Source organism: Finegoldia sp. P1-F-LS (assembly GCF_052932205.1).
In genome coordinates this window covers 124,093-137,146 of the sequence record NZ_JBRFJH010000004.1, presented here as the reverse complement: position 1 = coordinate 137,146, position 13,054 = coordinate 124,093, and the positions used below count along the sequence as shown (strand labels likewise).

Genomic DNA, 13,054 nt, shown 5'->3' with positions numbered 1-13,054 from the left:
CGTATTTTTTTATTCAACTGTAACTGATTTTGCTAAGTTACGTGGTTTATCCACATCTAATCCTTTTTTCAAAGAAGTGTGATATCCCAATAATTGTTCGGGAACTACTGAAAGTATAGGATACAATAATTCTAAAGTTTTAGGAATGAAGATGATTTCTTCTGAGAAATCTTTCATATTGTCATTTCCTTCAACTGTGATTGTAAATACCTTAGCTCCTCTTGTCACAACTTCTTGAACATTTGATATTGTCTTTTCAGCTAATTTTGATTGCGTAATAACTGATAATGCTGGAGTGTTTTGTTCGATCAAAGCGATGGAACCGTGTTTTAATTCTCCTGCAGGGAAGGCTTCAGTGTGAATATAGGAGATTTCTTTTAATTTCAAAGCTCCTTCTTTTACACTCAAAAAGTCCAATCCACGTCCGATGAAAAACATTGATTTATCATCTTTGATTGCTTCAGCGATTTTTTCAGTTATAGGTTCTGATTTTAATGTTTCATCAATTTTTTTAGGCATTGTTTTTAATTCTTCGATGTATTTTGTATATTCAGAATCTTCAATTCTGCCTAATTTCTTTGCGAAATCCAAAGCCAACATAATCATTGTAACTAATTGTGAAATGTATGCTTTAGTGCTGGCTACTGCGATTTCTGGACCTGCCAAAGTGTAGATGACTTTGTCAGCTTCTCTTGCGATTGATGAACCAACTACGTTTGTAACTGCTAAGATTTTTGCGCCTTTGCTTTTGGATTCTCTAAGAGCTGCTAATGTATCAGCAGTTTCTCCTGATTGAGAAATCAAAATCACTAGAGTATTTTCATCGATAAATGGATCGTTGTATCTGAATTCTGATGCGATATCAGTAATTACAGGAATTTTTGCCAATTTTTCGATTGCAACTTTACCAACTTCACCTGCATGGAATGCTGTACCGCATGCAACGATATAAATTTTGTTGATTTTCGATAATTCTTCTTCGGTTAGTGAGTTTTCTGCAAAATCTATTACATTATTATTTAGATTAACTTCCAAAGTCTTTTTCACAACTTCTGGTTGTTCGTGAATTTCTTTTAACATAAAATGATCGTAGCCGCCTTTACTAGCTTGATCAATTGTCATGTCAACGGTTTTAACTTCACGATCAACTTTTGCGAAGTCTTTGTCGTAAATTGTGTAATTTTTCTTATCTATCTCTACGACATCTCCATTTTCCAAATACACAATGTCCCTTGTATACTTTAAAACAGAAGGAATATCACTCGCTAAGATTATTCCGTCATCACATTTACCCAAAATCAATGGAGATTCTTTTCTCACTGCAATTAGTTTGTCTTTTTCATATTCTGAAACAATTCCTAACGCATAAGCTCCTTTTAATCTATTGATTGTAGATTTTACTGCTTCCAACAAATTATCTTTGTAATAGTGGCTAATCAAAGCAACCACAACTTCTGTATCAGTAGTTGATTTAAAAGTGTAGCCATTATCTTCCATTTCTTTTTTTAATTCTTTGTAATTTTCGATAATACCGTTGTGTACAACTGAGAATTTGCCATCTTCACTTACTTGAGGGTGGGCATTTATTTCATTAGGTTCGCCGTGAGTTGCCCATCTGATGTGACCAATTCCAATACTTGCATTGTTATCAATTTCATCTATAGAATCTATTAAATTTTGTAATTTTCCTTTTCTTTTTACTGTTTCGATTTTGTCTGTTACGACAGAAATACCGCTTGAATCATATCCTCTGTATTCCAGAGATTTTAATCCGTTTAATATGATTTCTACGGCTGATTTTTCGCCGTTATAACATACTATTCCGCACATATATTTACCTCCAAATTTTTTAGAGATACACTTCATTATTTTTGTTTCAAAATTACTTTTGAACTTTGTTAAATGCTAAGGCTGTGTTACCTATAGAGCTCCCGCCGAAAAACTCGATGACTCTATCCCTCGTTAACCGTAAAGGTCTGGCGCTTTTTTGTTTTTATCTCTTTGAGATATTATATCAAATATAAAATGTAGTGTAAATTTTATTAGCAAATTGCAACATTTTTGTAACAAATGTAAATGAGAAGGAAAATAATTCTCAATTTCTCTTGACATTAATACTATTTATCAATATAATATCAAGGTAACAGATTTAAACGTTTAAATGAGGGTGATTAAATGAATTTGGCTCTAGTGCCACTGAACGAAGATTTTGAAATCATAAAAATAAAATCAATAAAAGATGATGCACAAAAAAAACTGTTGAATAATATGGGCTTTGTTGAAGGGGCGCTCGTTAGTGTTGTTTCAGAAAGCCACGGAAATTTGATAGTTAAAATCAAAGGTTCAAGAGTGGCTATAGGAAAAGATATAGCTATGAGAATTATGGTAAATCATATTTAATGATATTTTATCAAGGGGGATACATAAAGTGGATAACGAAATGAATCTTAAGCATGCCGAAGTAGGAAAATACTACAGGATTGTTAAGATTTTAGGAAAAGGTCCTGTTAAAAGAAGAATTATGGATATGGGTATTACAAAAAATGTAGAAATCTATATCAGAAAAGTAGCACCGTTAGGAGATCCAGTTCAAATCAATTTGAGAGGATACGAGTTGAGTCTTAGAAAAGATGATGCAGAAAATATTTTAATAGAATTGATAAATAAATAATTAGGAGGACTTATGTCAATTAGAATTGCTTTAGCAGGTAACCCTAATAGTGGTAAATCTACTATGTTTAACGCATTGACAGGATCCAATCAATATGTTGGTAACTGGCCAGGAGTTACTGTAGAAAAAAAAGAGGGAACCTTAAAAAATAACAAAGATATTAAAATTACCGACTTACCGGGAATTTACTCGCTTTCTCCATATACTTTGGAAGAAGTTGTTAGTAGAAATTACTTAATAAACGAAAAACCAGATGTAATTATTGATGTTGTGGATGCTTCAAATATTGAAAGAAACTTGTATCTTACAACACAATTATCTGAAATTGGAATTCCAATGGTTTTGGCATTTAATATGATGGATGTCGTTAAGAAAAATAACGATAAATTAAACACAAAACTAATATCTGAAAAATTGGGAGTTCCAATAGTTGAAGTATCAGCACTTAAAAAATTAAACTTGGATGAATTAATTGAAGTTGCACAAAAACAAGTGAAATCTCATCATGAATCGATAAAATCATTTAGTGATGAAATTGAAAATGTGCTTACTGAAATAGAAAATAGTGTAGAATCCATTAAAAATTCTGAATCAAAAAGATGGTTTGCTGTAAAAGCCTTGGAAAGAGACGAAAAAGCATTGCAAGCTGTTCATATCACTGATGAAGAAAAAGCAAAAGTTGAAGAAATTGTTTCAAAAATTGAAGAAGAATACGATGATGATGGTGAATCCATAATTACAGATGAAAGATATACATTCATTACTTCAGTAATTTCAGATTCTGTACAAAAAGGAAGATCGGGATTAACAACTAGTGATAAAATCGACAGGGTGGTTACTAACAGATTTTTGGCATTACCAATTTTTGCATTGATAATGATAGCCGTTTACTTTATTGCGGTAAAAGTTGTTGGTGGTCCTCCATTCCACGATTGGTGGGCAGATACTGTGATGGGAACTGCATTAGCTGATTTAGCTACAAAAGGATTAGAAGCAATCGGAACTAGCGAATGGGTAACAAGCCTTGTTGTAGATGGTATTGTTGCCGGCGTTGGTGCAGTATTGGGATTCTTGCCTTTGGTTGCAACGTTGGAATTATTGTTAGCTATTTTAGAAGATATAGGATACATGTCAAGAATTGCATTTATGTTGGATAGAATGTTCAGAAAATTTGGTTTATCTGGTAAATCATTTATTCCAATCTTAATTGGTACTGGTTGTTCAGTTCCAGGAATTATGGCAACAAGAACTATTGAAAATGAAAACGACAGAAAAATGACTATCATCGTTGCATCATTCATGCCTTGCGGTGCAAAAACAGAAATCATAGCATTATTTGCAGCAGCGATTTTCGGTCAATGGTGGTTTGCTCCATTATTGTATTTTACAGGAATTTTGGCAGTAATAATCAGTGGCCTTATTTTGAAAAAGACAAAAGCTTTTTCAGGAGAACCAGCTCCATTCGTAATGGAACTTCCTGAATATCACAAACCAACTGTTTCAAATGTTTTGCGTGTAACTTGGGATAGAACTAAATCATTTATCATAAAAGCAGGTACAATAATCTTAGTTGCATCAATTTGCGTTTGGATTTTACAAAATATTTCTGTTAAGGGAGAATTTGTTCATTTCGACGCTAACAGTACTGATACTATATTGGCTTATATCGGAAAAATATTCGCACCATTGTTTGCTCCATTAGGATTCGGGAATTGGACTGCAACTGTAGCTTCATTCTTAGGAACTGTTGCTAAAGAAATGGTAGTCAGCGTTTACGGAATAGTTTCTGGTGTAGGTGATGATACAGGTAAAATAGCTGATTTGGTAAAAAACAACTTCACTATAGCATCTGCTTTGAGTTTCTTGGTATTCAACCAATTAACAGTTCCTTGTTTTGCGGCAGTTGGTGCTATAAAAGAAGAAATGAATTCTTCAAAATGGACAGCATTTGCGATTATTTATCAAATTGTTTTTGCTTATCTAATTTCATTCATGGTATATCAATTCTTAAATGTGTTGGTAGTAAAACAACCATTTACAATAATGACAGGTATAGCACTTGCAGTATTTGTTGTAATGTTGTATTTGATTTTTAGAAAAGATAAATACAAACATAATGAATCAAAAAGAGCGGTACAATAGAGTTATAATTTAAAAGAAGGTGATTTTTTGAATATCGCAGATATAATAATATTAATAATAATTGCGGCTGCAGTTGTTTTTGCAGTACGTCATATTATAAAAAAAGGTGGCAGCTGTGATTGCGGATCCAGTTCTTGTCCACATTCTAAAGATTACGATAAACAATAAAAAAAAGCGTGGCCTTAATAAAGGTCACGCTTTGTTATTGTTCTGAACTTTTTAGGTGTGATTTGTTTTATATTTTTAAATTGTTGGCAAAAATAAGAATCTGATTGGAAGCCCAATTCTTTTGATATTTCGCTGATTGATTTGTCAGTGTAAGTCAAAAGTAGGAGGCTTTTTTCAATTCTGAAAGTTGCCAAAATATTTGGAAGTGTAGTGCCGGTGTTTTGGCAAATCAATGTCGACAAATAACTTTTAGATATATGCAAATGATCAGATAACACTTCCAGCGAAATTTTTTGTTCGCTATTGTTGTAAATATAATCCAAAGTTCTTTTGATTAAAGGATTTTCACAGCCTTTAGTAAATATATTTTGATTTGTTGTATAATACTCAACGATTTCGTGAAATATTTCATTTAAATTTTCTGAATCATCGCGATCTAATTTATTTAATAATTTGTTTTTTTCTATTTCATTATATTTTAGACTTTCAGGATCACTTATATTTTTAACCTGATTCCAACAAAATATCCCTAGCAATTGAATAATTGTGTTCTTTTGGGATCTAATATTAGTTTCAGTTTCTTCCCAATTTTTTAATATTTTATCGGCTAATTCGTGAGATTCTTCATTTGATTTTATCTGAACTGCCTTTATCAATTTTGATTCCAATACGAACATATACAATTCCTTTCATCATTTTGATAGTACTAACTAATTATATAACTAAATTGCAGAAATTTGCAACAATTGATATATTTTTGCAATTTGTTTTGATTTTAATATATAATTAATAAAGAGGTAAATATGAAAAGAATTTTATTTTTGTGTATGTGCTTATTGTTTTTATCAACAAAATCTTTCTGTGATACGAATGTTGTTCTGGACAAAATAATTGAGGAAGACTGTTCAAATTTATCAGAGAAATTGACTGCAGAAGTTTATGATAAAAACCCTAATTTGGTTATTGTAAATGAAAAGAAAGAAAGTGATATAATTTCGGCACTAAGTTTTGCATATAAGAACAAGGCGGCGATTTTGTTTATTCAAAATGATGGAGCATATATAAAGAAGGAAAGTCCTATATTAAAAGAAGTAAATAGACTGAAAGCAAAAAATGTGTATATTATCGGTGGTCCAAAATCAGTTTCAGAAGAGATTTCTGATAATTTGAAATTGAGTGGTTTGTTGGTTTCGAGAATTGACGGGAAAAATCGCGCAGAGGTATCAAAGAATGTCATCAAAGAAAATACTAATCTTAACCCTACCGATACGTTGGTTCTTAGCGATATGTCTAATTTTAATTTTATTCAAGCAAAGATGGGATACTATCTAAAAAATGGATATGCGATTACATTTTTATCTGGTAAGAAATTTGACGAATCGATTATAAAATTTGCCATTAATAAGGGTATTTCAAACATATTGATAGATCAACCAACTTCAATGATAAGTAGTGAATACGATGAGAAGTTAAAGCAAAATGGATTCAAGGTCACACGAAATGATTACAGATCTGTTTATGATGCAAACTATGCACAAAATTCCAATATAAAATACTCGAAGATTATCTTTACGGAGTATAAGGATATAAGAACATCTTTATTGGCGTCTTATGTTAGTCTACAAAAAAATTACGTAAATATTTTAGTAAATGAAGGAAATGTAGACAAGTCTACCAATAAGCTTCTCACGACATCAATACAAAACGGTGTTTATATTGGCAAAACGCAAGAAAATTTTGAAAAATTAGCAAAAAAATTGGATTTATACTACAAAGTTGAGCAAAAATGACATTTTTTTAATCATTTTAGCTAAAAAACTTTAAAAAAAATGGTATTTAGGGTATAATATTACCTGGAATTTCTATTTTAAGTGAAATTAATTTAAGTTTTAAATAAAAATTAGGAGGAAAGTATGAGCGCAGTGCTTGTAAGTAAAGAAAATAACCAAGCGGTATTCACATGTGAAATACCTGCAGAAGATTTCAATAACGCAATTGAGGAAAGTTACAAAAAGAATAGATCTAGATTTAGTTTAAAAGGATTTAGAAAAGGTAAAGTTCCAAGAAAAATGTTGGAAAGAGCTTACGGTGAAGGTTTATTTTACGAAGATGCTGTAAATCTTTTATTACCAGGAATTTACGAAAAAGCTATCGAAGAATTAGAATTAGAACCAGTTTCTCAACCTGACATCGATCTTGATGATATTACTGAAAACAATGATGTAAAAGTAAAATTCACTGTTGATTTAAAACCAGAATTTGAATTAGGTGATTATTCTAAGCTTTCAGCAGAAATCGAAGAATTCAAAGTAACTGATTCTGATGTTGATATGAAAGTCAACCACGAATTAGAATCAAACGCAAGAGTTCAAGAAGTTGAAGGAAGAGAAGCTAAAGAAAACGACACTGTTTCTATCAATTTCAAAGGCTTTGTAGATGATAAAGCATTTGATGGTGGAGAAGCTGAAGATTACGAATTAGTTTTAGGTTCACACACATTTATTCCAGGATTTGAAGAACAAATCGTAGGTCACAATGCTGGAGATGAATTTGATGTTAATGTTAAATTCCCAGAAGATTACCACGAAGATTCTTTAAAGGGAAAAGATGCTAAGTTTGAATGTAAAATCAATTCAATCAAAGAAAAAGTATTACCTGAATTAGATGATGAATTCGTAAAAGACGTTTCTGAATTCGATACTCTTGATGAATACAAGAAAGACATCAAAGAACACTTAGAAAAAGACAACGAACAAAGACAATTAGTTGAAAAACAAAACAAAGCTGTAGAAGCTTTGATTGAAGCTACTGAAATTTCAGTTCCAGAATCTATGATTGACAACGAAGTTAATCGTCAATTCCAAGATTTTGCAAGAAGAGTTCAACAAATGGGATTAAATACAGATCAATACTTCCAAATCACTAACACTTCAGAAGAAGATGTTAAAAAAGAATTAAGAGCTAACGCTGAATTAAAAGTTAAGGGCGATTTGGTATTAGAAAAATATATCGAAAAAGAAGCAATCGAATCTACAGATGAAGAATTAGATGAACAATTAAAAGAATTCGCTAAGGTTTATGGAAAAGACGATGAAGAAAAATTCATCGAAGAATTCAAAAACAGCCCAAATGTTGAATTCTTAAAAGAAGACATCAAGAGAAAGAAAGCTTTAGAAAAATTAGTAGAAAACACTAAATTCGAAATTAAAAAATCTGAAGACAAAGAAGATAAATAATATTTCAATATATTAGAATTAATAATAGGAGGTTATTAATATGCCATCTTTAGTACCAATGGTTGTAGAACAAAGTAATAGAGGTGAAAGATCATATGATATTTTCTCTAGACTTTTAAAAGAAAGAATTATTTTCGTTACAGGCGAAGTTAATGATCAGATGGCGGATCTTGTTATAGCTCAATTATTGTTTTTAGAAAGTGAAGATCCTAAAAAGGATATTCAATTATATATTAATTCACCAGGCGGTTCTGTAAGTGCGGGATTAGCAATTTACGATACTATGCAATACGTTAAACCAGATGTTTCAACTATCTGTGTTGGTATGGCTGCTAGTATGGGCGCAATTCTTCTAACAAGTGGAGCAAAAGGAAAAAGATATGCACTTCCAAACGCAGATACTTTAATCCATCAACCACTTGGAGGAGCGCAAGGACAAGCTAGTGATATCGAAATTCACGCTAAGAATATTTTGAAGAAGAGAGAATTATTAAACAAGATATTATCTGAAAGAACTGGACAACCTCTAGAAAAAATTGAAAGAGATACAGACAGAGATTTCATACTAACAGCAGAAGAAGCAAAAGAGTATGGATTGATAGACGAAGTTATATATACTTCTAAATAAGGAAATATTTATGCCAAAAAACGAAAATCAATATAAATGTTCTTTTTGCGGGAAATCACAAGATGAAGTAAAAAAATTAATTGCTGGACCTGGAGTTTTTATTTGCGATGAATGTGTTTCATTATGTAATAGCATAATCGAAGAAGAATTCAAAGATGTAGATAATATCCAAGAAAGAATTGATTTGCCTAAGCCAATCGAAATCAAGGATGTGCTTGATGATTATGTAATCAAACAAGAAGAAGGCAAGAAAGCCTTGGCTGTTGCAGTATATAATCATTACAAAAGAATTAATTCTAATCTAATGAACAATGATGTAGAATTACAAAAATCGAATATTTTATTGGTAGGCCCGACTGGAAGTGGTAAAACACTTTTGGCAGAAACATTAGCTAAGATATTAGATGTTCCTTTTGCTATTGCCGATGCAACTAGTCTTACAGAAGCTGGATATGTCGGAGAAGATGTAGAAAATGTGATTTTGAAGCTTATTCAAGCGGCAGATTACGATATCGAAAAAGCAGAACAAGGTATCATCTATATCGACGAAATCGACAAGATTACTAGAAAAAGCGAAAATCCTTCCATCACTAGAGATGTTAGCGGTGAAGGTGTACAACAAGCTTTGCTAAAAATAGTTGAAGGTACAATTTGTAACGTACCACCACAAGGTGGAAGAAAGCATCCTAACCAAGAATATATTCAAGTTGATACGAGAAATATTTTATTCATTGTTGGCGGAGCTTTTGAAGGCTTAGAAAAAATAATCGAAAGAAGAACAGAAACAAAATCGATAGGTTTTGGTGCGGATTTGGGAGATAATGAACACAAGAAAATTTCTGAATTGTTCAAAGATATTAGACCAGAAGATTTGATTAAATTCGGTTTAATTCCTGAATTTGTAGGAAGAATTCCAGTTTTAGTTACACTTGATGAACTAGATGAACAAGCTTTAATTCGAATACTTTTGGAACCTAAAAATGCGGTTATCAAACAATATCAAGAATTATTCAAAATGGATGATGTTGAGCTTGAATTTGATGAAGATGCATTAAAAGCTATTGCAAAATTAGCTTATGATAGAAAAACAGGCGCCAGAGGTTTGCGAACAATAATAGAAAAATCTTTGATGAATATTATGTTTGAGCTACCATCAAGACAAGACATTTCAAAAGTTATTTTGACAAAAGAAAGTGTACTAGAAGGAAAAGACCCAAAACTTGTTTTTAAAACAAATAATAAATAACACAAATAGCTCACGTAAGGTGAGCTATTTTTATCAATAGATTAAATTCGAAAGAGGAGTTTGATGAAAGAATACTATACAATATCAGAAAAGAAACTTCCAATAATCGCGTTGCGTGGTTTGTGGTTGTTTCCAAATAATATCCAACATTTTGAAGTTGGAAGGGAAGTTTCATTAAATGCTTTAAATGCTAGTTTGCTCAGGAATTCTGAGATTTTTATTTGTACTCAAAAAGACCCAATGTTAGAAAACATTACAAAGGAAGATTTTTATCATACAGGAGTTCTTGCAAGTATCAAACAAACAATTAAAATGCCAAATGGAAATATAAGAGTTTTGGTAGAAGCTTATGATAGAGCGAAAATCGTAGACTTTGTCGAAAACGACAGTTTCCTAGAAGCAAACGTAGAGGTTATGGAGTACGATAAGACAAAATATCATCCAACAGATAAATCATTGACTATGATTAGGATGATTATTTCTTCGTTTGAAAGTTTGGCAGAAATTATCAAAAAGCCATTGCCACAAGATTTACTCGGCGGTCTTTTAAATGAAGAAGATCCTAGTTCTTTAATAGATACAATTGCAATGCTTATTTCATTAAATGACAAGGATTCTATTTTGCTATTAGAAACTTTGGATATGGATGAAAGAATTGAATTGGTGTACAAATTTGTAATCAAAGAAATTGAATTTTTGAAGATAAAAGAAGATATCGAAGAAAGAACAAATAAAGAAATATCTGATACACAAAAAGAATATTTTCTTCAAGAACAATTGCGTCAAATTAAGATGGAATTGGGAGAAGAATATGATATCGAAGATACAGACGATTATGCTAATAGGGTTAAAAAACTAAAACTCAAAAAAGATTCCGAAGAACACGTTTTAAAAGAAATCAACAGATTATCTTCTATGAATCCAAATAATCCTGAAAGTACTGTGATTAGAAATTACATCGATCAAGTATTGGATATTCCTTGGAATAAAAAATCAAAAAGTTCAATTGATTTGAAGGTAGCAGAAAAAGTATTGAACGATGGTCATTTTGGACTTGAAGATGTGAAAAAAAGAATTTTAGAATATTTGGCAGTTAAGAAAATGACAGGATCATTGAAAGGACCTATACTTTGTTTGGTTGGACCTCCAGGAGTTGGTAAAACTTCAATAGCAAGATCAATCGCTGATGCTACTAACAGAAAATTTGTATCAATGAGATTGGGTGGTGTGCGCGATGAAGCAGAAATTAGAGGTCACAGAAAAACCTATATTGGTGCGATGCCAGGAAGAATTATAACTCAATTGCAAAAAGCTAAGAAATTAAATCCAGTATTTTTATTGGATGAAATTGATAAGTTAGCTTCTGATTTTAGAGGAGATCCTGCAAGTGCTTTATTGGAAGTTTTAGACCCAGAACAAAATAGCGAATTTACAGATAATTACATCGAAATCCCTGTAGATTTGTCAGATGTTTTATTTATTACAACTGCCAACTCACAAGAACAAATCCCAGATGCTTTGTTAGATAGAATGGAAGTTATCAGAGTTACAAGCTACACAGATTCTGAAAAATTTGAAATTGCTAATAGATATTTGCTTCCGCGTCAATTAAAAGAAAATGGAATGGATAAATCACAATTTCACATCACAAGAGATGCTATTTATACAATTATAAACAACTACACTAGAGAAAGTGGAGTAAGAGAGCTTGAAAGAAATATCGGGAAAGTTATCAGAAAAGCTGTGGTAAAAATCGTAAAAGACGATGTAAAAAAAGTTGTAGTTAACAATAAAAATTTGGAAAAATTCTTGGGATCTAAATTAGTTTTAGATGATGAAATTCCAAGAGAAGATACAGTTGGAGTTGTAAATGGATTAGCATGGACACAAGTTGGCGGAGTAATTCTTACAATTGAAGCGAATGTAATGGATGGTAGCGGCAAAACACAACTTACAGGAAAACTTGGAGATGTAATGAAAGAATCGGCCATGGCTGCTATTTCATATATCAGAAGCAATCAAGAAGCTTTGGGAATAAAAGGTGAATTCTACAAAGAAAAAGATATTCACATTCACGTTCCAGAAGGAGCTGTTCCAAAAGACGGCCCATCAGCAGGTGTTACAATGGTTACAGCTTTGGTTAGTGCATTGACAGGAAGAAAAGTAAAACACGATTTTGCAATGACCGGAGAAATAACACTTACAGGAAGGGTTTTGGCAATTGGTGGTGTCAAGGAAAAAGTATTGGCTGCTCACAGATACGGAATCAATAAGGTGTTCTTGCCGAAAGAAAACAAGAGAGATATACAAGATATTGATCCTAAAATAAGACAAAAAATCAAATTCTATTTTACAAGTAATGTAAAAGAAATTTTGGATGAGGTATTAATCTAATGAAAATAGGCGTAATAAGCGACACTCATGGATCTTTGGACAATACAAAAAAAGCTCTGGAGATTTTAAAAGATTGCGATACGATTTTGCATCTGGGAGATGTTTTGTATCATGGACCTCGTAATGCTCTTCCAGAAGATTATAATCCAAAAGATTTGGCGGTTATTTTCAAATCTATGGATAATGTAATCTATACTAGAGGAAATTGCGACAGCGATGTAGATCAAATGGTAATTGAACACGATTTGACACAAAAGCATAGAATATTAAATCTTGGCAAATATAGAATTTTCACAATTCATGGATATGAAGAAGATGAAGACAATAGAATTAGGATTGCCAATGCGAATAATTGCGATATCGTGATAACAGGTCACACTCATGTAAAAGTTTTGGAAGAAAAAGACGGAGTTATTTTGTTAAATCCTGGAAGCCCTTCGATTCCAAAAGACGGTGTCAAATCAGTCGCAATAATAGATGAAGATGAAATCAAACTTATAGATGTAGATTCAAATAAAGTTGTGTCATCTTTAAAAAAATAAGGTCAATTAACTCATCATTGGGTTGAT

Annotated in this window: 12 protein-coding genes; 10 read left to right on the top strand and 2 right to left on the bottom strand. The window is 31.8% G+C overall.

What is annotated here, in order from left to right:
* Nucleotides 1–9: 9 nt before the first annotated feature.
* Nucleotides 10–1,830: a glutamine--fructose-6-phosphate transaminase (isomerizing) gene (gene glmS, locus ACU68Y_RS05055; RefSeq protein ID WP_446755593.1), complete on the bottom strand. Its 1,821-nt coding sequence runs from the start codon at nt 1,828–1,830 to the stop codon at nt 10–12.
* Between the two features lie 345 nt (nt 1,831–2,175).
* Here glmS and ACU68Y_RS05050 point away from each other — a divergent pair, with 345 nt between their 5' ends.
* From ACU68Y_RS05050 to ACU68Y_RS05035, 4 genes are read left to right on the top strand one after another with little or no spacing between them, the layout of a single operon-like run.
* Nucleotides 2,176–2,400, top strand: a complete 225-nt coding sequence (locus tag ACU68Y_RS05050) for a FeoA family protein (protein WP_002839511.1) — start codon at nt 2,176–2,178, stop codon at nt 2,398–2,400.
* Between the two features lie 40 nt (nt 2,401–2,440).
* Nucleotides 2,441–2,671 carry a FeoA family protein gene (locus tag ACU68Y_RS05045; RefSeq protein WP_012290900.1) on the top strand — a complete coding sequence of 77 codons (231 nt, stop codon included), beginning with the start codon at nt 2,441–2,443 and terminating at the stop codon, nt 2,669–2,671.
* A gap of 12 nt (nt 2,672–2,683) precedes the next feature.
* Entirely contained in the window at nt 2,684–4,813 is a 2,130-nt protein-coding gene (gene feoB / locus ACU68Y_RS05040) for a ferrous iron transport protein B (protein ID WP_002837135.1), read from the top strand.
* Nucleotides 4,814–4,840: 27 nt separating this feature from the next.
* On the top strand, nt 4,841–4,981 hold the full coding sequence (locus ACU68Y_RS05035; RefSeq protein ID WP_002837260.1) for a FeoB-associated Cys-rich membrane protein: 141 nt from the start codon (nt 4,841–4,843) through the stop codon (nt 4,979–4,981).
* A 14-nt stretch (nt 4,982–4,995) separates the two neighbouring features.
* Here the strand turns inward: ACU68Y_RS05035 and ACU68Y_RS05030 are convergent, their stop codons facing one another.
* On the bottom strand, nt 4,996–5,658 hold the full coding sequence (locus ACU68Y_RS05030) for a helix-turn-helix transcriptional regulator (RefSeq protein WP_002837202.1): 663 nt from the start codon (nt 5,656–5,658) through the stop codon (nt 4,996–4,998).
* Nucleotides 5,659–5,784: 126 nt separating this feature from the next.
* Between ACU68Y_RS05030 and ACU68Y_RS05025 the strand changes: the two genes are divergently transcribed.
* The 6 genes from ACU68Y_RS05025 (at nt 5,785) to yfcE (ending at nt 13,027) form a co-directional block, all read left to right on the top strand.
* Nucleotides 5,785–6,771 (top strand): cell wall-binding repeat-containing protein, encoded by a 987-nt coding sequence (locus tag ACU68Y_RS05025; RefSeq protein WP_446755595.1) that lies wholly within the window; start codon nt 5,785–5,787, stop codon nt 6,769–6,771.
* Between the two features lie 123 nt (nt 6,772–6,894).
* Nucleotides 6,895–8,217 carry a trigger factor gene (tig, locus tag ACU68Y_RS05020; protein ID WP_094202773.1) on the top strand — a complete coding sequence of 441 codons (1,323 nt, stop codon included), beginning with the start codon at nt 6,895–6,897 and terminating at the stop codon, nt 8,215–8,217.
* Nucleotides 8,218–8,257: 40 nt separating this feature from the next.
* On the top strand, nt 8,258–8,845 hold the full coding sequence (gene clpP, locus ACU68Y_RS05015) for an ATP-dependent Clp endopeptidase proteolytic subunit ClpP (RefSeq protein WP_002835127.1): 588 nt from the start codon (nt 8,258–8,260) through the stop codon (nt 8,843–8,845).
* Nucleotides 8,846–8,855: 10 nt separating this feature from the next.
* Entirely contained in the window at nt 8,856–10,091 is a 1,236-nt protein-coding gene (gene clpX, locus ACU68Y_RS05010; protein WP_002837294.1) for an ATP-dependent Clp protease ATP-binding subunit ClpX, read from the top strand.
* Between the two features lie 63 nt (nt 10,092–10,154).
* On the top strand, nt 10,155–12,485 hold the full coding sequence (lon, locus tag ACU68Y_RS05005; RefSeq protein ID WP_002839518.1) for an endopeptidase La: 2,331 nt from the start codon (nt 10,155–10,157) through the stop codon (nt 12,483–12,485).
* Nucleotides 12,485–13,027 (top strand): phosphodiesterase, encoded by a 543-nt coding sequence (yfcE, locus tag ACU68Y_RS05000; protein WP_446755596.1) that lies wholly within the window; start codon nt 12,485–12,487, stop codon nt 13,025–13,027. The genes lon and yfcE overlap by 1 nt, the downstream gene beginning before the upstream one ends.
* Nucleotides 13,028–13,054 lie beyond the last annotated feature (27 nt).